Raw genomic sequence first — 24390 nt, 5'->3', positions numbered from 1 at the left:
AGCGGGACTGCGGATACTTCCACGGATATTCCCACAGAGACGGCTGGGGAGACGTCCGCGGATACGTCCGCAGGGGCTTCCTCAGGGTCTTCCTCGGATACGTCCGCAGGGGCTTCCGCAGGGTCTTCCGCGGGGTATGGGCCGGCTGGTCCGTTGGGTGTCGAGTCGGTGTGGACGGCCCCCGTCATCGAGGCGCCGGTGCCCACCGCCGCCACGGACCCCGCCGGGTACGACGCTGATCCGAACCAAGGGGAGACTGCCGGGTCCGATTCAACAGAGCCAGAATCGACGGAGTCAGATTCGGCTGGGTCGGATTCAACTGAACCTGATTCGGGGTGGTTGTTCTCTGAATCGTGGGGTTCCTTTCACCTGGGAGGCGACCCGGATGAACGGGTCCGCTCCAGTAGTGCACCTCCCGCACTGACTGGGCAGCTTCAACTGGCGGCGGTGGGTGGTTTGGATGCCTGTCAGGCGTTGGACACGTTGAAAGACATCGACGAAGCACGGTCCTGGCTCGACGCCCAGGAAGCCAAGATTGTTACCCGGGTCCTTGACCTGCAAACCGAACAGACCCGCCACGACCCCCGCGGTTGGGGTTACGAAACAACCCTCACCGCTAGTGAGGTTGGGGCGGCGTTGCACCTGCCGGACCGGACGGCGGGGTTCCTGGTCGAGCACAGCACGTTGCTGACCCGGTACTACCCGGCCACCCTGGAAGCATTGGAGGCCGGGAAACTCAGCCGGCGGCACGCCTGGGCCGTGGTGGAGGAAGCGACCAGCATCCCCGACACCGACCCCACAGCGACAGCCGAGTTCGAGGCTCGGCTTATTGAGGTGGCGTCCCGGACGACCGTGGTGAAGTTTCGCCAGCAAGCGAACCGGCTCCGGGAACAACTCCACCCCGAAACGATCACTACCAGGCACCGTAAAGCGGTGAAGGAGCGCGGGGTGTACTTGACCCCGAGCTATGACGGGATGGCGTGGCTCGAAGCCTATCTCCCGGTTGATCAGGCTGCCGGGATCTTCCACCGCGTCGACACCGCCGCCCGCGCATTACAAGGCCCCGACGAACCCCGGACCCTCACCCAGTTACGCGCCGACGTCCTCGCCGATGTCCTCACCAGCGCCGGCGCCACCGGGCACATGAGCGTAAGCCCCGATGGCCCCGCCACCGGAGAACCCGCCGACGAGGCCGCGAGCGGAGCCGCAACCGGCGACGGCGCCAGCGAACCGGATGGTCAAGATAGCCCGGATACACCGGATGGAACAGGTGTGCCGGATGGCACGGGTGAGCTGGTGGGCCGTGGCGATGCAACTGCCTACTGGGGTGTTCAGGCGAAGGTCTTCGTTACTGTCCCCGTGATGACCCTCCTCGGCGGGGACACCCCGGGCGAACTCGAAGGGTACGGGCCGATCGACCCCGACACCGCCAGGAAACTCGCCGGACACGCCCAGTCGTTCACCAGGATCCTCACCCACCCGTTCACCGGTGCCAGACTCGGCGCCGACGCCACCACCTATCGGGTCCCCCAGGACCTCAAGGATGCGGTCCGGGTCAGAGACCGAACCTGCAGGCATCCGGGGTGTAACCGGTTGGCAGTGTTCTGCGAACTCGACCACACAAAACCCTGGTCACAAGGCGGGAAAACCAGCTACGGCAACCTGGCAGCACTGTGTAAACGCCACCACAAACTCAAATCCGAAGGCTACTGGCACTACCAACAACCCGAACCCGGAATGATCATCGCCATCTCACCCATGGGCGAAACCTACCTCACCAAACCAGACCCACCACCGGCACCACGGGACGACCCGCCACCCTTCTAACCACGCACGGAGCGCGCCAAAAGCGAGGCTTGCTTGAAGATCAATGGTCGAGCTGGCCTGCCACCTCCACGCTGAACAACCATCAAGCCCAAGCCCAAGCCCAAGGCGCTCAAGCCCAAGACGCTTATACCCAAGACACTTATGGTCAAGAAACCTGCGATCGATGCCACCCGCCAAAGCGCCAAGACTGGCGGGTCGGGCCCTCGCTGACCAGCCAGAAGTCACCGCGCAGCGGAGTGTCTCAGGCACCCCGGCGCGACACTTCAACGCATCAGATGACCTCCCGGCACGCCGATCTAAAACTAGACAGCATACTTCCTAAAACCGCGAAAAAGCGCGTCCGCAGAGTGTGATGCCTATCACTTTATTAGCGAATGGCGCTCGTCTTTGGCATAGTCGACGGCTGCACCCAGCAAATTCCAAGCAAAATATGAGAGGACCTCGTCATGCCCGACCAGACATTCCAAATCATCGCAATGGTGATCTATATGAGCGCCATGCTCGGAATCGGATGGTATGCCTTCAAGAGAACCTCGGACCTCGACGACTACATGCTCGCCGGCCGTGGACTCAAGCCGGGCGTGGCAGCCCTTAGCGCCGGAGCCTCCGACATGTCGGGATGGCTTCTCCTCGGACTGCCCGGAGCCATCTACGTCTCCGGTCTGATCGAGGTCTGGATAGCGATCGGCCTCACCATCGGAGCCTGGCTCAACTGGAAATTCGTTGCTCCACGGTTGCGCAGCTACACCGAGGTGTCGAACAATTCGATTACTGTGCCGAGCTTCCTCGAGAACCGGCTGAAAGACAAGAGCCGCATCCTGCGGATCGTTTCCGGAATCATCATCCTGGTGTTCTTCACCTTCTACGTTTCCTCCGGCATGGTGGCCGGCGGCCTCTTCTTCGAAAGCTCGTTTAACTCCAACTACACCGTCGGCATGATCATCGTTGCCACCATCACCATCGCCTACACCCTCTTCGGCGGCTTCATGGGCGCTACCTTCACCGATGTGGCCCAGGGCTTGCTCATGCTGGTCGCGCTGATCATGGTGCCGATCATCGGCCTGATACAGGTGGGCGGGTTCGACGGCCTCACCACATCCATCCGCGAGGTCGATCCGTCGTTCCTGAACATCGTCGCCGGCGGCTCCACGGTAGCCATCATCTCGGCTGCCTCCTGGGGCCTCGGCTACTTCGGCCAGCCGCACATCATCGTCCGCTTCATGGCCATGCGCACCCCGCAGGATGCCGTTGCCGGACGACGGATCGGTGTGGGCTGGATGGTCATCACTGTCATCGGCGCCATCTCGACAGCACTGGTCGGTATTGCCTACTTCCAGCAAAACCCGGACCTGTCCCTGACCGACCCCGAAGCCGTGTTCCTGGACCTGTCGCAAGCCTTCTTCCACCCCTTCGTCGCCGGCATCATCCTTGCGGCGGTCCTCGCAGCGGTCATGAGCACCATCTCCTCGCAGCTGGTGGTCTGCTCCTCAGCCCTCGTTGAGGATCTCTACAACATGGTCTCCAAGCGCACCCTGACCAACAAGCAGGGTGTCATCCTTGGCCGCCTGGGCGTTCTGGTGGTCGCGATCGTCGCCATCATTCTTGCCTCGGGACGCAGCGAATCGATCCTCTCGCTGGTCGCGTTCGCCTGGGCTGGCTTCGGCGCCGCCTTCGGACCCACCGTCCTTCTGGCTCTTTACTGGAAGAAGCTCACCATGCCTGGCGCCCTCGCCGGAATGGTTTCGGGCGCTGTCGTCGTCTTCACCTGGGGCAACTCGCCCCTGGCCGACACGATGTACGAGATTGTCCCCGGTTTCTTCCTCAACCTGATCGTCGCCATCGTCGTCAGCAAACTCACCTGGAAGTCCAACTCCGAGATCGAAGCCGAGTTCGATCTTGCCGTCAAGGGCACCCGCTCCTTCAAGCGAATCGCTGCTGAAAAGGCCGCCGACGACAGAATCACCACCGCCTAGGTCAGCACCAGAACACCACCACGCACGACGACGGCGGCGCCTCCCAGCCAGGGTGGCGCCGCCGTCGTCAGTGGCCTACAAAGTCAGTGGCCTACCAAGTCGTTTGCATGCTGAGGGACCGGGTTCTTAGCGGAGAGGCTGACCAGCCATCCGCTCCAGCCGCTGGATCCGATCACCCATGGGTGGGTGGCTCGCGAACATTTTCTGCACCCCGCCACCCTTGAACGGGTTGGCGATCATCAGGTGCGACGTATTGACGAGCTGCTGGCTCTGCGGCAACGGAGCCTGCTGGGTTCCCCGTTCAAGCTTGCGCAGCGCGGAGGCCAGCGCCAGGGGGTCGCCGGTCAGCTTGGCGCCATCCTCGTCGGCGTCGTACTCGCGGGTCCGGCCGATGGCCGAGCGCACCAGTACCGCAGCGAAGGGCGCGAGAACGGCCAGCAGGATTGCCGCGATCGGGTTGCCGCCCGAATTGCGGTTGCCGCCCATCATCCCGGTGAAGGCGAACATCTGCGCCACCGACGTGATCACACCCGCTACTGCAGCCGCCATGGAGCTGAGAAGGATGTCCCGATTGTAGACATGCATCAGTTCGTGTCCCAGCACCCCGCGCAATTCCCGCTCATTGAGCAGGGACAGGATGCCCTGGGTGCAGCATACGGCTGAATTCTCCGGGTTACGGCCGGTCGCAAACGCGTTCGGCGCCATCGTGGGTGACACGTACAGGCGCGGCATCGGCTTGTTGGCTTTGGTACTGAGCTCCCGCACAATCCGGTACATGGCCGGCGCCTGCTGCTCGGTCACCGGGACCGCCTTCATCGCGCGGATCGCCAGCTTGTCGCTGTTCCAGTAGCTGTAGGCGACCGATCCGACGCCGATCAGGGCGAAGATCCAGATGAATGACGAGCTGCCAGTGGCCCCGGCAATAACCGCACCGAAAACCAAGAAGATGCCCATGAGGGCACCGAACAACATCACTGTCTTGGGTCCGTTGAAATGATTGTGCACTGAAACTGACAACTCCTTGGGTAACGGTCAATCACCGAGTACAACGCGCCACGTTGCACCGCTGTTCCACACACTCAGCCGGTTCTGCCCTTGACTACGGTTCAGGGTTACGTGAATCGTACTGCGCGAACCGGGGCTGACGCTTCATCAGAATAATCACCAACAGAATGCAAAGGAGCCCGCCGAACACCGCCGTCCAGCCCTCCCCCAGCCACTCCGCGTTGCCGCCAGCCACCATGTCACCCAGCCGCGGACCGCCCGCCACCACCACGATGAACACGCCCTGCAGACGGCCACGCATTGCGTCAGGGGTGGCGGACTGCAGGATCGTGCTGCGGAACACCCCGCTGACCGAGTCGGAGATGCCGGCGAACACCAGGCAGATAGCCGCCGGGATGATCCAGGGGGACAGTTCATCGGACGCGGCGGCCTGAGAGGAACCGGCCATTACCACCACCAGGCCAAACGCACTCACTGAAGCACCCCACCCGATCACAGCCCACATCACCGCCAGACCCTGCCGATGGATGTGCCCCAGCGGGCCCGAGAACAATCCGGCAAGCACCGCTCCGACAGCGACCGACGCCAGCAGTATCCCGACCGTCAGCTCACCGCCACCGATCAGCACCGCGCCGATGGCCGGGAGCAGCGCCCTCGGCTGCGCCATCACCATTGCCGCGAGGTCAATCAGGAAGGTCATCCGGATGTTGGGCCGGGTACCCAGATACCTGAACCCTTCCAGCACCGTCGCCAGTCCCGCCCGCCGCACCTTGCCCTCGGGAGGCAACGGCGGCAGCTTGAACAGCGCCCACAGGGCAGCCGTGAAGGTCACAACATCAACGGTGTAGGTCCAGCCATAGCCCACCTGGGCCACGAGCAGCCCGGCAAACAGCGGGCCCACGGTCATCGCCAGCCCGAAGGTGATCATGCTCAGCGCGTTGGCGGCGGGAAGAAGCTCGGGGCGGACCAGCCGGGGGATGATGGCCGTCCGGGTGGGCTGGTTGATGCCTGCTGCACCGGAGTGGACCGCGACCAGCGCATACAACAGCCAGACATTCTCGATCCCGGCCCACGCCTGTGCAGCGATCGCCATGGTGCTGCCCCACAGGAACACCCCGGAGACCAGGGCTACCTTCCGCCGGTCGTGCGCGTCAGCGATCGCGCCTCCGTAGAGTCCCGCCACCACCAGCGGCACCAGCGCGAACAACCCGAGCAGCCCGACACTGAGGCTGGACTCGGTCAGGCTGTAGACCTGCAGGCTCACCGCGACCAAGGTCAGCTGGGTGCCGACTGCCGACAGCGCCATCCCGAAGAACAGTCTCCTGAACGCGGGACTCTCTTTGAGCGGCGTGATATCAGCTAGAAGTTTGGGCACTCATGAAGTGTAGCGGCGAAGTGGTTTCCTCCAGCAACCACCGATCCCCAGGGTGAGCGGCACTCCGGGAATCACCGTTCAGGCAGTGTGGGGCCCATAGTCGGCGATCGCCCGATCCACGGCCTCGAGCAACCGCCGGTCACCGATGACCCGAAAGTGACCCATTGTTTCCAGCTCAACGTTCTCCGCGCCGGGAAGCTGGCTGCCTTCAGGGATATGGGGGTCGAACCGGCTGTAGACGGAGGTGATCCGTGCGTTGGATCCGATGTTGGCGAGTTGCGTCCGCAGGAACGTGTTCCGAGGCGAGAAGGCCCTGATGCTCGGCAGCACAAAGAAGTTGGCGTAGATCGAACCGGAGAACGGCGTATTCACGGCGATCAGTTGACGTACCCGGTCGCCGCCGTCGGGCTGGGTCATGACGTATTTGCCAATCAAACCACCCTTGCTATGGGCCACCAGGACGACGTCGGTGAGATTGTGCCTGCCGAGGTACTCGGCCACGAGCGCAGCCATGGACTGGACGGTGCCCCGGTTGTAGCCGAGTTGCTGGACCACGTGCACAGGGTGGCCAGCGGCTGACAGATGCGCCGCGACCGGCCGCATGAACTGCCAGGTCTCGTAGATTCCCGGGATGAGCAGCACCGGCGGGCCCGGCTGCTCCGATGGCCCAATCTCCGGGGTCAGGTACTGAGAGGGATCCTCACGGAAAAGGAAGCCATGCACCTGCCAGAAACCCACGTAGACATAGTCCAGGACCCAGGACCATCCGCGCCTAGCGAGCAGCATGTGAGGTTTCACCACTAAAGAATCGGGCGGTGGCCTCGGGCGACCGATACATCATGACGTGTGGCTCGCCGGGGACTTCTCCGGTGGTCACGTCGTTCCCCGCCTCAGCGAGGCGGTGCATCCAGTCGGCAGGAACAATAGGGTCACGGCTGCCGCGAACCAGCGTGACCGGGCAGGTGATCGTGGGCAGAGCGTCCTCCAACCGGTGGCGGAGCATCGACGGGAGGGTTTTGAGATACCACCTCATCCCGGCACGGAAATAGTCGGAAACAACAATGTAGTTGGCCGCCGGGGACTCACGCAGCGTGTCCTGCGCGAGCCGCATCATCTGCGTCGCCACCGTCCGTTCCCGGTCGTTGATGGTCGGGGCCAGCAGGACCAGGCTTGACACCAGATCGGGGGCCGCGCGCACCGCCTCGGCAGCAACCTGGGACCCCATTGAGTGTCCGACGACGACGGCGTCCCGCACCCCCAGGACCCGCATCACCTCAGCAGCAATGCCCCCGAATTCCTTCACGGTGAGTCGGCGACGCGGCGCCGGTAGCGCGGCGAATCCTGGGAGTTCAATGGCGCGCACGGTGCAGGTCCTGGCCAGGTGGGCGGCCATAGGCTCGAAGTAGCGGGCTGAGACCCCTATTCCGTGGATCAGGATCACCTCGCGGCTGCCCGCCCCGACCGTTCGCACAGCACAGGACACCTCACCTACGACGACGGTTTGGGAGTGCTCCCACATGGTCCGGCCCACTGCAACCTCTTTCATCTATTTCCTCAACGGTACCCAACCCCGACCTACCCGACAGCCACGGGCGCGCCTATTATGAGTTTGTCAGAATAGATGGTTGACTGAGGTCATGACCGACATCGCGACACCACCGAGCGCAGCTGTTGCGCAATGGGCAACAGCCCTGCGCGCTCACGGCCGCCGGGTGACGCGTCAACGCCTGGCGGTTCTGGCAGCGGTCGAACTCTCTCCCCATTCCACCACCGAGGATATCGCCGCGAGCGTCCGCGTCGACCTGCCGGAGATCACCGTGCAGTCCGTGTATGTGGTGGTTGCCGATCTTACGGCCCTGGGATTGCTGCGCCGGATCGAAACACCCCACTCCCCCGCCCGGTATGAGACCCGCGTCGATGACAACCACCATCACGCGGTGTGCACCGGCTGCGGTCGTATCGAGGACGTCGATTGCGCCGTCGGTCACGCGCCCTGCCTGACCCCGCAGTGGCCAGCAGGCAGCAGCCCGATGACCATCCAGATTGCGGATGTCGTCTATCAGGGCCTTTGCGCTGACTGCCGCTAAGCCCCCCTCAACCACCCCCATTCCTAACCACAGCAACAAAAGGAGCCAGATGTCTTCGAACTTCAGCACTACCCAATCCGGAGCACCAGTCATTGATGACGCCAACTCGTCCAGCCTCGGCCGCGACGGCGCTATCCCCCTGACCGATCACTACCTGATCGAGAAGCTCGCGCAGTTCAACCGCGAGCGTGTCCCCGAGCGTGTGGTCCACGCCAAGGGTGGTGGCGCATTCGGTACCTTCGAGGTCACCTCGGACGTCAGCGAATACACCAAGGCATCCATGTTCCAGCCAGGCGCGGTCACCGAGACGCTCCTGCGGTTCTCGTCGGTTGCCGGCGAGCAGGGTTCACCCGACACCTGGCGCGACCCCCGCGGCTTCGCCCTGAAGTTCTACACCGACGAGGGCAACTACGACCTGGTCGGCAACAACACCCCCGTCTTCTTCATCCGCGACGGCATCAAGTTCCCCGACTTCATCCACTCCCAGAAGCGCCTGCCGGGAACCAACCTGCGCGATGCCGACATGCAGTGGGACTTCTGGACCCTCAGCCCCGAGTCAGCACACCAGGTGACCTGGCTGATGGGTGACCGCGGACTCCCCAACTCATGGCGCACCATGAACGGCTACGGATCGCACACCTTCATGTGGATCAACGAGGCCGGCGTGAAATCCTGGGTCAAATACCACTTCAAGTCCAACCAGGGCCACGAGGTACTGACCGGAGACCAGGCCGAGGCGCTTGCCGGGTCGGACGCCGATCACCACCTGCGCGACCTCTCCGAGAACATCGCTGCCGGCAACTTCCCGAGCTGGGACCTCAAGGTCCAGATCATGCCGTACGACGACGCCAAGGACTACCGCTTCAACCCGTTCGACCTCACCAAGGTCTGGCCTCAGGGCGACTACCCTCTGATCCCCGTCGGCAAGCTCACCCTGAACCGGAACCCGGAGAACTACTTCGCGCAGATCGAGCAGGCTGCATTCGCGCCGTCGAACTTCGTCCCCGGCATCGCGGCCAGCCCTGACCGGATGCTGCAGGCACGGATCTTCTCCTACGCCGACGCACACCGCTACCGCGTGGGCACCAACCACGCACAGCTGCCCGTGAACGCGCCGAAGAACGAGGTCCGTAACTACTCCAAGGACGGAGCGGCACGGTACGACTTTAACTCGCCGTCCACTCCGGTCTACGCTCCGAACTCGGTGGGCGGTCCGGCCGCTGACCCGGCACAGTACGGCCCTCATGGCGGCTGGGAGAACGACGGCGATCTGGTGCGCGCCGCACACTCCCTCCACACTGAGGACGACGACTTCGGTCAGGCAGGCACCCTGTACCGCGAGGTCTTCTCCGACGGCGAGCGGGCCCGCTTCCTCGACACCATCACCGGTGCCGTGGGCGGCGTGACCATCGACGCCATCCGGGAAAGGGCCATCCAGTACTGGACCAACGTCGACGTCGAACTCGGCGCCAAGCTGCGTGCGGCCCTCGGCGCTGACGCCTCCGGCGGAAACAGCCAGGCCGAAGCCGCCAACAAGGTCTAACCGCTTGGTCTCAACGGATACTAGCCCCTAGCGGGCAACAAAAAAGGCGGGTCCCGGTGGGGCCCGCCTTTCTTGTTGCCTCGAATCTTTGGTGTCCGGCACAGGTACGGAGTGGATCAGTCAGGCCCGCCGCTGTTCCGGCTCGGTTACCCGGTCAAGGTAGTCCAAGAAATAGTCAAGCATCAGCAGCAGCGCGGCTTCCGTCGCCGACCGGTCGCGGTTGACCACGAAGTCATACTGCAGGCCGTAGGTCCCCGACAGGTGCATCCGCGCCGCCGTGTCTGCCAAATCGGAGGGCATGCCCTGAGACAACAGCCAGTCCCTGATAAAGCCATGCCAGTACTCGTACTTCGCCGCCGCGCTCTCGCGTGGTGAATCGCTGACCGCATCGTGAAGGGACGCTTCGAACTCCAGCCTTTGCAGTTGCCGGTTGCGTTCGATCTGCGTCCACCGCCAGGTTGCCAGGGACCACTCCCGGAAGTCCTCGCGGCTGAGATCTTCCGGGCGGGGCACCTTCACCGAATCGTGGCGACGCTCGATATGGGTGACGATCTGGTTGACCAGTTCCTCACGATTGCCGAAATGGTAAACCAGCACGTAACTGCTGATGCCAAGACCATCCGCCAGTGTCCGGAAACTCAGGCCTGCAAGAGTCTTGTCCAGCAGGTGGTCGAGGATCTGGTCAAGCAGTTCTGTCTTGCGTTCCGGGTTCGGTGGTCGCGCCATACTTTGCATAGTACGTTGGCTTATCGATCGGGCCAACACGTACAACGTTTGAGTAACGTTCTGCCTAATTCTTGATGCTCACCCGGTCGGAGCGGCCCTCGTCTGCGCCGTCGGCGACGGGTTCGGTGCGCGACAAACGAGCGCCTTCGACGTCGACGTCGGGCAGGATGCGGTCCAGCCATTTCGGCAGCCACCAGGCGTGTCGGCCCAGCAAATACATCGCGGCGGGCACCAGGGTCATCCTGACCACAAACGCGTCGACCAGCACCCCGAAGGCCAGGCCGAAGCCGATGGGCCGGACCATGGTCAGGTGGGAGAACACGAACCCGGCGAAGACCGCCACCATGATGATCGCCGCAGCGGTCACCACCCGTGCGCCGTGGCTGAACCCCACGCGGACGGCGCTCTTCGCGCTGCCACCGTGAACCCATGCTTCGCGCATCCCCGACACCAGGAACATCTGGTAGTCCATCGCCAGCCCAAACAGGACACCGATCAGGATGATCGGCAGAAAGCTCAGGATGGGCCCCGGGTTGGTCACACCAAAGATGTCACCGAACCAGCCCCACTGGTAGATGGCGACCGTTGCACCGAAGCTGGCCAGCAGTGACAGCAGGAAGCCGGCGGTGGCGATCAGCGGTACCAGGATCGAACGGAACACCAGGAGCAACAGCACCAAGGAAAGGCCGACGACGATCCCCAGGTACAGGGGCATCGCCTCCATGAGCTTCTCGGAGACGTCGATGTTGGCAGCTGTCTGGCCGGTCACCGAGATCAGCACACCGGTGTCCGACTCGATGGCCGATGCCGAACTCCGCAGTTCGCGGACCAGCTCTTCGGTACTCTCGCTGGCGGGTCCCTCGGTGGGGATCACCTGAAAAATGCCCGTACGTCCGTCGTCGCTCACGCCGGCCGGCACGGCGGCAGCAGCGTTGTCGACGGTGGCCAGCCGGTCGGCGACCTCAAGCTGCAGTTCGCTCAGTTCCGCGTCGGTATCGGTAGCCGGAAGATTCGCTACCACCAGCAGTGGACCGCTGGTTCCCTCGCCGAAGTACTCTCCGGCCAGTTCGTAGGCCTGGAAGGCGGTCGAGTCGGCTGGTTCCGAGCCGCCGTCGGGCAGGCCCACCCTCAGATCGAGGGCCGGCAGCGCGATCACAGCCAGGGCTGCAACGCCCGCAATCAGGGTGAGGATCGGTTTCCGGGTGGCAAACCCACCCCAACCACGTCCGCTGGCTGCCTTCCGGTCCTCTTCCGCCTGGACCTGTTCGTGGGAGGCGTCGAGATCGGATTCGGCCTCGGCTTTGGCCCACCGCCGGCGGGAAATGACCTTACGGCCCATGAATCCCAGCAACGCCGGGGTCAGGGTCAGCGCCACGAGGACGGCGACGGCAACGGTGCCCGCGGCGGACAGACCCAGCAGGGTGAGGAACGGCAGCCCGGGGACGGCCAGCGCGGCGAGGGCAATGATCACGGTAATGCCCGCAAACAGGACGGCGTTACCAGCGGTTCCGGTGGCCCTGCCAATCGATTCCTGCATGCCCATTCCCCGAAGCAGCTGGGTTCGATGCCTGTTCACGATGAACAGGGAGTAGTCGATGCCAACAGCGAGGCCCAGCATCAACGCCAGGACCGGGGTGATGGAACTCATCGAGATGACGCCGGTCAGAGCGAAGGTCACGCCCACACCGACCCCAACGCCAACGATGGCCATCAGCAGCGGCAGTCCGGCAGCAACCAGCGTTCCCAGCATGACGATCAGCACGATGACGGCGACCAGCAGCCCCACTATCTCGGCGATCCCGAAGATCTCCGAGATGTCCTGGACGATCTCCTTGCTGTAGAACACGTTGACGCCGGCGTCGGTGACGGTGTCCGCCGCGGCCTGAACCGCTTCGCGGGTTTCCAGCGTGACGGCGTCTACCGCAGAATCGAACTGGACGCTGGCAACCGCTGCGGAGCCGTCGTCGGACACGAACTGGATTCCCGACGACGCATCGAGAGTGCGCTCGGCAAGGTCAATCTCGGCGCTGCCTTCCTCCAGCTGGCTCCGGCCATCCTCAATCTCGGAGAGGGAGGCATCGAGTTGCGCCTGACCTTCGTCAAGCTGGGCTTCGATGGCTGCCGCCTGTTCGGGCGGGAGCAACTCCCGGCTGGCTTCGAACTCTGCGCGCTGGGCATCGAGATCGGCCTGGCCCGCTGCCGCCTGCTCTGCGCCGGCCTCCAGCTCGACGGTGCCCTGCTCGAGCTCCGCCCGGCCTTCATCGATTCCGGCCCTGCCCTCGTCGAGCTGTCGGGAGACGTCGAAGGGATTGATGACCGCTTCGACTCCCTCAACCTGTTCCAGGTCGGCGAGCGCCTCCTCAACGGAGGACTGCTGCTCCTCGGTGATGACCCCATCGGAGTTCTCGAACACGATGGTGCCCATGCCTCCGATGGCTTCGGGCATGGTCTCCCGCAGCTCGTCGAGCACACGCTGTGACTCGGTGCCCGGGATGGTGAAGTTGTTGCTCAGCGTGCCCGAGAACGCGGCCGCTGATCCGCCGACGGCCAGCAGGATGGCAAGCCAGGCTGACACGATCCACCAGCGCTGTCGTGATGCAAACTTGCCTAAGCGGTACAGCAGGTGTGCCATGAAAAGTTCCTCGGTTCGTTCGGTGGGTGGAGGCTATAAAAGCTGGGTGGGGCTGGTCGGCGATGACCGGCGGGCTTAAATGGTGAGCATCGGGCTTAGATGGGGTTGTTGAAGCCGTCGCGCAGCATTGTCAACGCGTCGACAATCTGTTCCTCCAGATCATCGGCCGAGTCGTTGAGCGATTCGTTCGCGGAGGCGGCCCAGACCTGCATGGCTGCTTTGACGCAGGAGAGGACGGCACCGACAAAGGCGAGCAGGTACAGCGGGTCCAGGTTGCCGCCTGTGCGTTCGTCGACTACCTGGCGGATCCGGGCTTCAGCCCGCTCCCAGGAGTGCAGTTGGCTGCGCATCAACTCGGGGCTGCCCTCGGCCATCCGGAAAAGCTCGCCACAGACACCCAGGTTGTCGGTCTTCGAGATAGCTGCCAGCGCGGCGATCATGGCGTCCAGCAGGGGCTCAGCAGTGGGCCGGGCCATGAATTCTGCCGCGGCCAGCTCCAGAAACGCGTCGGTGGAGGTGGTGAGGGCTTCCTCAGCACTGTGGAAATAGTTGAAGAAGGTGCGGCGGGAGACTCCGGCCTCCGCTGCGACCTGGTCCACAGTAAATTTGCCCAGCCCGTGGGTGCGGGCGAGATCGAGGGCTGAGCCCGCGATGGCCCGACGCGTGTCGAGCTTGTTCTGCTCCCGGCGTCCTGGCGCAGTGGCCGCGCCGGAGGTGGTTGCACCGGAGGTGGCCCCGCCGGAAGAGGTGGCCCCGCCGGAAGTGACGGTGTCGGAGGTGCCAGTGCCGGAGGTGGCCGCAGCGGAGGAGCCGGCGTCGGACGTGGTTGCACCGGACGGGTCGCTCGTAGCAGGCATGAGGGCAGGGCCCGTCGCCGTCACTGGACTATTCATATAGTTACACTAAGTGCAAGTTTGCATGCTGTGCAACCATATGACGTGTGCCTCTGCTCACGTTTCGTCACATCCGCCCAACACAGTCGCCGTCGCCGTCGCCGACGCGGTCGCAGTTGCCGTCGAAACCAGCGAACGTTGCAGAACCGGCAGACGCTCCAGAAACCGGCGGACGCTGACCAAACCGGCGGACGCTCCCTGAGTATCGGGCGCGTCCGCCGGTTTCGGCAGCGAGATCGGACCAGCAGCTAGAACATCAGGCGGGAGCGGATGAGGAACCGCTTCCCCTCCGGAGCCTCGACCGAGAAGCCGCTCCCCCGTCCCACCACCACGTCCACCGTCAGATGGGTGTGTTTCCAGTACTCGAACTGCTCACGGGACATCCAGAACTCGATGAGTTGCGTCTCCCCAGGGGTTCCGCCACTGATGTCCAGCACACCCAGCAGGACGTCGGCCTCCGCGGTGATGAACTCCCCCGCCGGGTAGCACATCGGCGAGGAGCCATCGCAGCAGCCGCCCGACTGGTGGAACATCAACGGGCCATGGATTTCCCATAGTTTCCGCAGCAACTCCACGGCTGGCTCGGTCAGTGCTACCCGTGAGAAATCCTCACCGGGTAGGACAATGCTGGCCTCGATGCTCACACCCGCTCCTTAAAAGAAACCCAGCCTGTCTTCGCTGTAGCTGACCAACAGGTTCTTGGTCTGCTGGTAGTGGTCCAGCATCATCGTGTGGTTCTCGCGACCGATGCCCGATGATTTGTAGCCGCCGAACGCCGCACCCGCCGGGTAGGCGTGATAGTTGTTCACCCAGACCCGGCCGGCCTGGATTTCCCGGCCTGCTCGGTAGGCCACATTGCCGTTGCGGGACCAGACGCCGGCGCCCAGCCCATAGAGGGTGTCGTTAGCGATCTGTAGCGCTTCGTCGTAGTCACTGAACCGGGTCACGGACACCACGGGGCCGAAGATCTCCTCCTGGAACACCCGCATGGAGTTGGTTCCCTCAAAGATCGTGGGCTTGACGTAGAAGCCCTCGGAGAGGTCGCCGTCGAGCGTGATCCGCTCGCCGCCAATGAGGATCTTCGCCCCTTCCTGCCTGCCGATGTCGAAGTAGGAGAGAATCTTCTCCAACTGGTCGTTGGACGCCTGCGCACCCACCTGGGTGTCGGTGTCCAATGGGTTGCCCTGGATCATCTTCTCGGTCCGGGCGACCGCGTCCGCCATGAAGGAGTCGTACATGGAGTCCTGCACCAGCGCTCGCGACGGGCAGGTGCACACCTCGCCCTGGTTGAACGCGAACAGCGCGAAGCCCTCCAGCGCCTTGTCGTAGAACGCATCATTCTTGTCCGCGACATCGCCGAAGAAGATGTTGGGGCTCTTCCCGCCAAGCTCAAGGGTGACGGGGATGAGGTTCTGGCTCGCGTACTGGCTGATCAACCGTCCGGTGGTGGTTTCACCAGTGAAGGCGATCTTCCGGATCCGCTTCGAGGATGCCAGCGGCTTACCTGCCTCCACACCAAACCCGTTCACCACATTCAGCACGCCCGGCGGGAGGATGTCGCTGAGGAGCTCCATCAGGACCAGGATCGAGGTGGGAGTCTGCTCCGCCGGCTTGAGGACGACGGCGTTGCCTGCTGCGAGCGCAGGCGCCAGCTTCCAGGTGGCCATCAGGATCGGGAAGTTCCAGGGGATGATCTGGCCCACCACGCCGAGGGGCTCGTGGTAGTGATAGGCGGTCATGTCCTCATCCAGCTGGGACAGGCGTCCCTCCTGGGCGCGGACGGCGCTGGCAAAGTAGCGGAAATGGTCGGCGGCGAGGGGCAGATCCGCCGCAAGGACCTCTCTGATGGGTTTTCCGTTGTCCCAGGTCTCGGCGACCGCCAGCATTTCCAGATTTTCTTCGATCCGGTCCGCGACCCGGTTGAGAATCGCCGCTCGTTCTGCCACCGACGTCTTGCCCCACGCGGGGGCGGCTTTGTGGGCGGCGTCGAGGGCCAGTTCGATGTCCTCGGCGGTACCCCGGGCTACCTCGCAGAAAGCCTTGCCATTGACGGGTGAAATGTTCTCGAAGTACTGGCCCTTGATCGGGGCAACCCATTCGCCGCCGATCCAGTTCTCGTACCGCGGCTTGAAAGTGATCTTGGATCCGTCATGGCCGGGCTGGGCGTACACAGTCATTGTTTGACTCCTTGGGTTCCGAAAGGGACGTCGTCGTCCTTCCTCCGAACTGTAGGCGGGCACCGGTTGCACGGGGGTTGCACCGGCAGTCGCGGACCCGGCACCGGGACGCATGGCGGTGCCGCACCGCGGGAGCGACCGGTGAAGTGTCAGCGAGGCGTCAGCGCAGGCTCAGCTCGGCTTCCAGCCGTTCGACATGCGCGACGACGGCGGCCCGGCGCGGCGAACGTGGAGGCAGCACCTTCAGTGCGGCCGTCCACGCCTGGACGTCGTCCTGCGCTTCAGCGAGCTGCAGGTACTGCAGGACGGCGTCGGCAGCCCCGTCGTTGAGTACCGCCTCGCGGAGCAGGAAGCTGACCTCGGTGCGCAGCCGCACGATCGACGGCGCCTCGGACCGGGGCAGCACGGGGCCGCGGTACAGGTTGAGCGCCATCCGGTGTGCTCCCCGCTGCAGGTAATCAAGCACCTGTGACGCGTCGACCGTCAGCTCGCGCGGCAGGCGGTACGGCCGCGACCATGGCACCAGGGACGGTAGCTGGTGAGCAAGCACCCGTCGCAGGCGCAGCATCTCGGCCCGCACGGTGGTAACCGAGACATGCTCGGGATAGGCCATCGCCGCGAGCTGATCGGCGCTCAGACCGCCGGGGTGGAGGGCAAGCAGAGCGACAAGCTCGGCATGCCGGGCGCTGAGCTCCACCGACCGTCGGCCCAGCTGGATGACCCCGTGATCACGTCCCAGAATCTGCAGCCCGTCCCGGTAGACGGAGTGCGTTTTCGCCGCGGCCCGCTTCCGTGCCGGCTGGCTGGCCCGCAGTCGATGCAGGCTGAGATGTGCTTCCGCTGCCGCGACGGTTGCTTCGATGAGGGAGAGGGTGTGGACTGCCACCGCGTCATCGGTACCGGTAATGTCCACCACGCCCAGCACGATCCCCGTGTCAGGATCATGGACGGGGACGGCGGTGCAGCTCCACGGATGCACCTGGGGGCTGAAATGCTCGGCCCCGGCAATCTGTACGCTGCGTCCGAGCGCCAGTGCGGTACCCGGAGCGCAGGTTCCGACAACCGACTCCGACCAGTCCGAGCCGGCGACGAACATCATCTCCTCCGCGCGACGGCGGAGCTGGCGGTCTCCCTCCACCCAGAGCAGCCGCCCGTCCGCGTCACCCACCGCGACCAGCAGGCCACTGTCGAGACTGGGTTGGACCAGAAGCTTGCGGATGATGGGCAGGACCACCGCGAGGGGGTGCCCCCGGCGGTAAGCTTCGAGCTCCTCGTCCGTGTAGAACAGGGGCGCCCGGGCGGCGTCGGGGCTGGGTAGATGCTGCAGCGACCGGAGCCAGGAGTCCCTGACGAGCGAGCGCACACCGGAAGGAGGAGCGCTACCGAGCCGTTCGTGTGCACGGTGGGCGTACTGCTGCAGGGTTCTCGACGTGAGTCCCCCCGGAATCGGCAGTTGCTGCTGCGTCATCGACACTCCGCTTCATGGTCTCCCCGCCGGTGGGGTTGCATCAGTCTAGTGCCGGCGGAGTCCCGCTGTCGCGGGTGTCTCACGCTTTTTCTTGCACCGGCCGCTGGGGCTGGCTGACCCTGGGGCTGGGTGATCCCGGAAAGGCTAGAGCGCGTCCCCTGGAAGGACCTGCCAGGCCGCCCAGCGTGGGGAATCGTCGCAGGCATCGGGGATCGACAGGTCGGCGTCGTCGCCGCCCCATTCGCTACCACCCAGGCCTACTGTCTCATCACCTGAATACTCCTCACCGTCGAAGATGAGGGTCCCGTCACGCCACTCGGGTTCTGCTTCGGCGCGGAAAACCGGCACCCACCGCTCGGAGAACTCGGGGCTGGTCAGGTAGACGCACCCCTCCTCCAGCACCAGCCGGCCGGAGATCCCCGCTGCATCACCGGCGTCGTCGGGGTCGCTGTAGGTGGCGAGCGGTTGGGTGCCGAGGTCGGGTTCGGCCTCGGCACCGCTGCACCCGACGGTAAGCGCCGCCCCGGCGAGGACGAAAGCTAGCTGCATGTGCCTGCGTGTCATGGACCCAGTCTAGGTCTGCCGACAGCGCACCGACGACGCTCCTGCGCCGATGCACCGGGCGGTACCGGCTTGGGTTGGCAGGCTACTCGTCGCGGGAAATGGCGATCATCTCGTCGCGGGGAACCACCTTCACACGTTCCCTGACCAGCTCGGCATTGGTGCCGCCGTCGGGCACGAAGTTGGCACCGAGCTTCAGCTCATGGGCGTCGAGCTTGAGCCAGCCTTCCCAGGTGGTGTACCGGATGCCGCGTTCGGTGAGGAGGTCGATGATGGCGTCTTCGGACGGGTCCTGGGCCGGGGGAAGGTTCAACCGGTCCTCAAGAAGGAACCCGATGGTCTCCAGCGCGTCGCCCTTGGTATGGCCGATGAGCCCCACCGGGCCGCGCTTGATCCAGCCCGTGGCGTAAATGCCGGGGACCGGGGTGCCCTCCTGGTCGATGACCCTGCCTCCCTCGTTGGGGATGACGCCGCGCTGGCTGTCGAATCCGACCTCGGGCAGCTCCGACCCGAAGTAGCCGATGGCACGGTAGACCGCCTGCACCGGGTAGTCGATGAACTCGCCTGTCCCCCGGACGGTCCCCTCGCCGGTCAGCGCGGTGCGCTCGAACCGGATGTTGGCGACCTTGCCTGGTGTTTCCGGGGAGTCAGTGATCTCGACGGGTGAGTGGAGGAAGTGAAGGTGCAACCGGCGGGAAGCGCCGGTTGGTTCGTCGTCGACCAGCCAGTTGGTGAGGGTCTTGACCATCGTCTTGGTCTGGTTGTTGCTGGCGATTTGCTGTTCGGAGGCTTCATCGAAGTCGAAGTCCTCCGGGTACAGCACAATATCCACGTCGCGGGAGTGCGAGAGTTCACGCAGTTCCAGCGGAGTGAACTTCACTTGCGCCGGGCCGCGGCGGCCGAAGACGTGCACGTCAGTGACCGGGGACGCCTTCAATCCGGCGTAGACGTTGTCAGGGATCTCGGTCGCGAGCAGATCATCGGCGTGCTTGGACAGCACCCGGGCGACGTCAAGGGCAACGTTTCCGTTCCCGATGACGGCAATCTCCTGGGCGTCCAGGGGCCAGTCACGCGGCACATCGGGGTGGCCGTCATACCAGGAAACGAACTCGGCTCCGCCGAAGGAACCCTCCAGGTCGACTCCAGGGATGGCCAGTTCAGCGTCCTTGATCGCACCGGTCGAGAAGATGACGGCGTCGTAGAACTTGCGGAAGTCAGACAGCGTGAGGTCCCGGCCATAGTTAATATTCCCCAGAAAGCGGATGTCGCCACGGTCCAGCACCTTATGCAGGGCGTTGACTATTCCCTTGATACGCGGGTGATCGGGGGCCACGCCGTAGCGGATCAATCCGTAGGGGGCAGGGTGCTGATCGAAGAGATCGATGCTGACCTGGAAGTCACCACCCTGGACTTCCTGGGACTTCGTCAGGATGTCGGCGGCGTACACGCCTGCCGGACCGGCACCGATGATCGCTACCCGCAGCGGTCGCCCCGCAGCTGAGGTGGACACTGATTGGCCTTCTTCCTAGTGGACAAACCGAGACGCACATTTAGCGCACAGTTTCCTATTCTAAATGCCCTGCCGGGGTGTCGTCTAAACCGGTGATACCCGTCTCATAGCAGGATCATTGGTTCGCCGGGAATAAATCACGACCCGTGAGCGCTGGAGCCGACGTGACTCCTACCGAAACCGCTCGCCAGCGTCAGCCCCGAAGCGAAAATTCGACGGGCATCCTCTACGGAATCGGCGCCTACGGCCTCTGGGGGCTGCTGCCGCTGTACTTCATGATCCTGCTGCCGGCGACGGCCATCGAAATTGTCGCCAACCGGGTCCTCTGGTCACTGGTGTTCTGCGCCCTGCTCCTGACCGTGATGCGTTCCTGGCGGACTGTCTGGGCCGCGGCGTCCAATCCACGGATCCTCGGCACCCTGGCCATCGCCGCACTGCTGATCGCCGTGAACTGGTTCGTCTACACGTACGGCGTGACCACTGGCCACGCGATCGAAGCCGCCCTCGGCTACTTCATCAACCCGATTGTTTCGGTACTTCTGGGGGTACTGGTCCTGCGGGAGAAACTGCGGAGGCTGCAGTGGGCAGCGGTCGGCATGGGCATCATCGCGGTGGTGGTCCTGGCCATCGGCTACGGCAACGTGCCCTGGATTGCCCTGACGCTAGCCTTCTCGTTCGGCTTCTACGGTTTCGTGAAGAAGCGGGTCGGGTCCAGGGTGGATGCACTGTCGAGCCTCAGCATCGAAACCGCCGTCCTGACCCCGATTGCCGCCGTGGTCATGATCTGGCTGACCTTTTCCGGGGCTGCGACAGTCCTGACCGAGGGGCCGGGACATTTCTGGATCATGGCGGCCGCTGGAGTCATCACCGCCGTTCCACTGCTCTTCTTCGGCGCCGCCGCACGTCGGCTGCCCCTGACCACGATCGGCCTCCTGCAATACCTGGCACCGGTCCTGCAGTTCCTGTTGGCCCTGTTCGTGTTCAAGGAAGAGATGCCGCTGGAACGCTGGATCGGATTTGGTCTGGTCTGGGTTGCCCTCGCGATGCTCACCATCGACATGTTGCGCACTGTCCGAAAGAACTCCCGCCCCCGCCGCACCCGCGCCGCCGCAGTGGTTGAGGAGACCGCGAAGGTCTGACCGGGAAGCTCTGCTGGTATTGCTGGGCGCGGTGCCGCTAGGCGGCCGGCAGGTTCCAGTCCCGTGGAACGACGATCATCGGGATAGGCAGCGCACGCAGCATTTTGTTGGCAGTGGAGCCCAGGAAAAGTTGGCTCCGCTTGGCCAGCCGGCTCGAGCCGACAAAGACAATCTCTCCCGGATCCCACTCGATGTCATCGATGGCCTGCTCGATAGTCCGGCCGTGAGCCACGGTGATAGTCGTTTCGTGGCCTTCCGGCAGCTGTGCCCCCGCACGGGCCAGCACCGTATTGGCGTGCTGGTGCGCCAGATTGATTGCTTCCCCGGTATCAGCCTGCTCGTTGATGTCCAGTGCCACCAGGGAGATCAGGCGCAACGGCATGCCCCGGCGAGCTGCCGAGTCGACCGCCACGTCCAGAACAGCTTCCGCACCCGCGCGGGTACCGACGGCGCAGGACAGCCGGGTCATCCGGTCGCGGTGACGGTAGCCGCGGGGAGCCAGCCCCACCGGGACAGGGGACGAATGCAGAACTGCATTGGCCACGCTGCCCACGGTGAACCGGCGCAGCAAACCATTGCTGGCCGCGCCAATCACAATCAGCCCAGCTTCCAGTTCCGCGGCAACCTCCAGCAGGCCTTCGGCAAACGAGTCGGCGAGCTTCACGTGGGGAACCACTTCGACGCCGCCGGGGATCCCCTGGATGGCTTCCTCGAGGGCGGCCATCGCACGGCCCGTACCTGCCCCGACGCTGCCGTCCTGCGGACGGTCCAGCACCGTCACCAGGTCGATACTCGCACCCTGCGTGCGCGCAAGCGACGTCGCCAGAGCCAGGGCATCACGGCCACGATCATTGTTGGTGAAACCCACTACATAACGCATACGGCGCCTTCCGGTTCGGATTCTGACCGGCGCCTTTGATCACCGCCGCAGATCTGCTCTACCCTATCGCGGCTGTAGAGAGTGATTTGATCAGGTGGCGGACCGTGGGGTGTTCTACCGCTAGACGTCGGCCGGGGCGCTTCCCTTCCGCAGGGTGTCGCCCTTGAAGAACGCTGGGTTGACCCGGTACATCACCACCATGAGCACCGCCCCGAGGAGGATCACTCCGGTACCCAGGATGAACACCAGTCCAATTCCAGCAATCGACGAACCGGACCCGTAGTCGGGGTCCATCGAGTCGGTGGCCGTCTTCACGAACATCACCAGCAGGATCACGCCGCCGAGCAGCGGTGCGAGGAACTTCAGCAGGAAGCTGCGGGCGTTATTGAATGCGATAGTCCTGAAGTACCAGACGCAGGCCATGGCGGTGATCCCGTAGTAGAAGCAGATCATCATGCCGAGCGCGGTGATGGTGTCATACAGAGCGTTCTCCGAGACAATGCGGGTGACCACGTAGAACCCGGATGCGGCGACCGCCGCAGCGATGGTCGCGTAGCTCGGGGACTTGTAGGTGGGGCTGATCTTCCCGTAGCTTGCCGGCAGGGCCCGGTAGTGGCCCATCGCGAGCAGGGTGCGGGCCGGTGAAACGAAGGTCGACTGCAGGGACGCTGCTGAACTGCTCAACACAGTCAGGGACATCAGAATGGCGAACGGGCCCATCACCGGTCCAGCCAGCACGGCGAAGATACTCCCCTGGTTGTCGACGTTGCCGGCACCGAATTCGCCGTCGCCAATCCCTGCATAGGACAGGGTCGCGAGGGCTACCGTCAGGTAGATCACCACGATGACCAGCACGGTCAGAGTGGCGGCCCGGCCGGGTGTCCGCTCCGGGTCCTTCGTTTCCTCGTTCATGGTGAGGGTGACGTCCCAGCCCCAGTAGACAAAGATCGACAGGGACACCCCGGCGGCGAAGGCCGAGAAGGATTCGACGGCAAACGGATTGAACCATTCAGGGCTGATGGCGGTCGCATCGAAAGCAGTGCCGCCTGCGACGTGCGCAAAGGCGGCGATAGCGAACCAGCCCAAGACCAGCAGCTGGAAACCGACCAGTACGTACTGCACCGCCTTGGTTGTTTCCATCCCGCGGTAGGACACCCAGCAGGCGAGCGCGACAAAGGCCAGTGTGGTGGCGATGTTCAGCGGCAGGTTCAGGGTGAGGTCGGCCAGCGACTCGTTCCCGGTCAGCTGGGCGAGCATGAGATAGAAGAAGTCGACGGCGACGGCCGCCAGATTGGACAGCACGATCACCGTGGCGGCGATCAACCCCCACCCACCCATCCAGCCGATCCACGGGCCGAACGCCCGCGTCGCCCAGGTGAAGGAGGTACCGGCGTCGGGCATCGCATTGTTCAGCTCCCGGTAGCCGAGGGCCACCAGCAGCATCGGGATGAATCCGACGAGGAAGATCGCTGGAAGCTGCACCCCCACCTCGGCGACGGTGGGGCCGAGCGCCGCGGTCAGCGTGTAGGCGGGGGCGATGCAGGAGACTCCGATGACGACGGCGCCCAGCAGCCCGACCGACCCGGAGCTCAGGCCCTTTTTGCTCAGCCCGGTGGACGAATCCTGTGTAGTGCTCACTGTGACACCTCGGTAGGTTGGACGTCCCTGCCCTCACCGGCATCGGAGCGCTTCGTGACAGATCGCTCCGGTTGGAGCGACTGGTTATCGTCGGATCTGTAGTCGCGTGGCACCACAACCATTGGCACGGTCAGGGCCCGCAGGATCTTGTTGGCGGTCACGCCGAGGAATAGTCTGCTGTGCTGGGCCAGCCGGCTCGACCCGACCAGGAGGATCTCGCCCTCATCCCACGCGAGCGCGCCGATGGCTTCCTCGACGGTTGACCCGCTCACCACCTCGACGCTGACCTGGCCTCCCGCTGCGAGCGAGGCGGCCGCCTGGGCCAACCGGGTGTTGGCGTGCTCGTGGGCGGCCTCCACCGCCGCAGTATCGGCTCCGTCAGCGCCTGACGACGGGTCCAGGGCTACCAGCGAAACCAGCCGCAAGGGCAGTTTCCGCCGGGCTGCGGAGTCGACGGCGACGGCGATGACCTCGTCGGCGCCGACCCTCGTCCCCACGGCACAGGTGAGCCGGGTGATTGGGTCAAGCCGCCGGTAGCCCTGTGGCGCCAGGGCCACCGGAACCGGGGATGCGTGCAGCAGCGTCCCCGCGACGCTGCCCACGTTGAACCGCTTGCGCAGCCCACGGGAACTTGCACCGATGATGATCAGCGAGGCACCCGAGTCCACTGCTGCGTCGATCAGGCCGCCTGCCTGCGAATCAGCGCTGATGACGTGCGCACGGGCGGTGACGTCGTCGGGAATCATGGCCAGACCCTCCGCCAGCCATTCCTGCAGCTGTGCGGACAGGATGCTCTCGAAGCCGCGCTCGGGAGGGTAGACGGCGTTGAAGGGTGAGTGTTCGGGCATCACCATGACGAGCTGCAGCTTCGCGTCCTGGCGGCGGGCGAGGGCGACGGCGAGGCTCACGGCGTCGCGGCCGCGCTCGTCAGCCGTGTACCCGACGATGTAGTCCAT

The 24390-nt window shown here is 64.4% G+C and carries 20 protein-coding genes; 5 read left to right on the top strand and 15 right to left on the bottom strand.

The genetic code is table 11. The annotated features are described in order from the left end of the window. Nucleotides 1-447: 447 nt before the first annotated feature. Together H4V95_RS03845 and putP are read left to right on the top strand one after the other, a co-directional pair. A complete protein-coding gene (locus tag H4V95_RS03845) occupies nucleotides 448-1827 on the top strand; it encodes a DUF222 domain-containing protein (protein WP_312884085.1) in 1380 nt (459 codons plus the stop codon). A gap of 446 nt (nucleotides 1828-2273) precedes the next feature. After that, a complete protein-coding gene (gene putP / locus H4V95_RS03840) occupies nucleotides 2274-3800 on the top strand; it encodes a sodium/proline symporter PutP (protein WP_196865299.1) in 1527 nt (508 codons plus the stop codon). 126 nt (nucleotides 3801-3926) lie between these two features. Here the strand turns inward: putP and htpX are convergent, their stop codons facing one another. From htpX to H4V95_RS03820, 4 genes are all read right to left on the bottom strand, one after another. Continuing rightward, nucleotides 3927-4805, bottom strand: coding sequence for a zinc metalloprotease HtpX (htpX, locus tag H4V95_RS03835; RefSeq protein WP_196865300.1), 879 nt, complete (start codon nucleotides 4803-4805; stop codon nucleotides 3927-3929). 94 nt (nucleotides 4806-4899) lie between these two features. Continuing rightward, entirely contained in the window at nucleotides 4900-6180 is a 1281-nt protein-coding gene (locus tag H4V95_RS03830) for an MFS transporter (RefSeq protein ID WP_196865301.1), read from the bottom strand. Between the two features lie 78 nt (nucleotides 6181-6258). Continuing rightward, a complete protein-coding gene (locus H4V95_RS03825) occupies nucleotides 6259-6966 on the bottom strand; it encodes a triacylglycerol lipase (RefSeq protein WP_196865302.1) in 708 nt (235 codons plus the stop codon). Beyond that, on the bottom strand, nucleotides 6953-7726 hold the full coding sequence (locus tag H4V95_RS03820) for an alpha/beta fold hydrolase (RefSeq protein ID WP_209728847.1): 774 nt from the start codon (nucleotides 7724-7726) through the stop codon (nucleotides 6953-6955). The genes H4V95_RS03825 and H4V95_RS03820 overlap by 14 nt, the downstream gene beginning before the upstream one ends. Before the next feature lie 91 nt (nucleotides 7727-7817). Here H4V95_RS03820 and H4V95_RS03815 point away from each other — a divergent pair, with 91 nt between their 5' ends. Next, nucleotides 7818-8267, top strand: a complete 450-nt coding sequence (locus tag H4V95_RS03815) for a Fur family transcriptional regulator (protein ID WP_196865304.1) — start codon at nucleotides 7818-7820, stop codon at nucleotides 8265-8267. A gap of 49 nt (nucleotides 8268-8316) precedes the next feature. Beyond that, entirely contained in the window at nucleotides 8317-9810 is a 1494-nt protein-coding gene (locus H4V95_RS03810; RefSeq protein WP_209728844.1) for a catalase, read from the top strand. 120 nt (nucleotides 9811-9930) lie between these two features. Here the strand turns inward: H4V95_RS03810 and H4V95_RS03805 are convergent, their stop codons facing one another. From H4V95_RS03805 to H4V95_RS03770, 8 genes are all read right to left on the bottom strand, one after another. Further along, a complete protein-coding gene (locus H4V95_RS03805; protein ID WP_209728842.1) occupies nucleotides 9931-10536 on the bottom strand; it encodes a TetR/AcrR family transcriptional regulator in 606 nt (201 codons plus the stop codon). A gap of 64 nt (nucleotides 10537-10600) precedes the next feature. Further along, nucleotides 10601-13168, bottom strand: coding sequence for an MMPL family transporter (locus tag H4V95_RS03800; RefSeq protein WP_209728841.1), 2568 nt, complete (start codon nucleotides 13166-13168; stop codon nucleotides 10601-10603). Nucleotides 13169-13263: 95 nt separating this feature from the next. Beyond that, entirely contained in the window at nucleotides 13264-14025 is a 762-nt protein-coding gene (locus H4V95_RS03795) for a TetR/AcrR family transcriptional regulator (protein WP_209728839.1), read from the bottom strand. A gap of 284 nt (nucleotides 14026-14309) precedes the next feature. Further along, nucleotides 14310-14705: a DUF779 domain-containing protein gene (locus tag H4V95_RS03790; protein ID WP_395939792.1), complete on the bottom strand. Its 396-nt coding sequence runs from the start codon at nucleotides 14703-14705 to the stop codon at nucleotides 14310-14312. Nucleotides 14706-14714: 9 nt separating this feature from the next. Then, complete coding sequence (locus tag H4V95_RS03785; RefSeq protein ID WP_196865309.1) at nucleotides 14715-16238, bottom strand: aldehyde dehydrogenase family protein; 1524 nt, start codon at nucleotides 16236-16238, stop codon at nucleotides 14715-14717. Between the two features lie 160 nt (nucleotides 16239-16398). Continuing rightward, nucleotides 16399-17706: a GAF domain-containing protein gene (locus tag H4V95_RS03780; protein ID WP_196865310.1), complete on the bottom strand. Its 1308-nt coding sequence runs from the start codon at nucleotides 17704-17706 to the stop codon at nucleotides 16399-16401. 144 nt (nucleotides 17707-17850) lie between these two features. After that, nucleotides 17851-18270, bottom strand: coding sequence for a hypothetical protein (locus H4V95_RS03775; protein ID WP_196865311.1), 420 nt, complete (start codon nucleotides 18268-18270; stop codon nucleotides 17851-17853). An 82-nt stretch (nucleotides 18271-18352) separates the two neighbouring features. After that, on the bottom strand, nucleotides 18353-19777 hold the full coding sequence (locus H4V95_RS03770; RefSeq protein WP_196865312.1) for an FAD-dependent oxidoreductase: 1425 nt from the start codon (nucleotides 19775-19777) through the stop codon (nucleotides 18353-18355). Nucleotides 19778-19941: 164 nt separating this feature from the next. On the opposite strand from H4V95_RS03770, the gene rarD reads away from it, so the two are divergent. Then, a complete protein-coding gene (gene rarD / locus H4V95_RS03765) occupies nucleotides 19942-20916 on the top strand; it encodes an EamA family transporter RarD (RefSeq protein ID WP_196865313.1) in 975 nt (324 codons plus the stop codon). 37 nt (nucleotides 20917-20953) lie between these two features. Here rarD and H4V95_RS03760 read toward each other — a convergent pair whose 3' ends face one another. The 3 genes from H4V95_RS03760 to H4V95_RS03750 form a co-directional block, all read right to left on the bottom strand. Continuing rightward, nucleotides 20954-21796, bottom strand: a complete 843-nt coding sequence (locus H4V95_RS03760; RefSeq protein ID WP_196865314.1) for a universal stress protein — start codon at nucleotides 21794-21796, stop codon at nucleotides 20954-20956. A 120-nt stretch (nucleotides 21797-21916) separates the two neighbouring features. Further along, the gene (locus H4V95_RS03755; RefSeq protein WP_209728837.1) at nucleotides 21917-23434 is read right to left on the bottom strand and encodes an APC family permease; all 1518 of its coding nucleotides are present in this window, start codon (nucleotides 23432-23434) and stop codon (nucleotides 21917-21919) included. Next, nucleotides 23431-24390: a universal stress protein gene (locus H4V95_RS03750; protein WP_209728835.1), complete on the bottom strand. Its 960-nt coding sequence runs from the start codon at nucleotides 24388-24390 to the stop codon at nucleotides 23431-23433. Before H4V95_RS03750 ends, H4V95_RS03755 begins: the two co-directional genes overlap by 4 nt.

It is taken from the genome of Arthrobacter sp. CAN_C5, assembly GCF_017875735.1.
Classification (GTDB): Bacteria; Actinomycetota; Actinomycetes; order Actinomycetales; family Micrococcaceae; genus Arthrobacter_D.
Note: the sequence above shows the minus strand (reverse complement) of the source record. Positions and strands in the feature narration are given on the sequence as shown.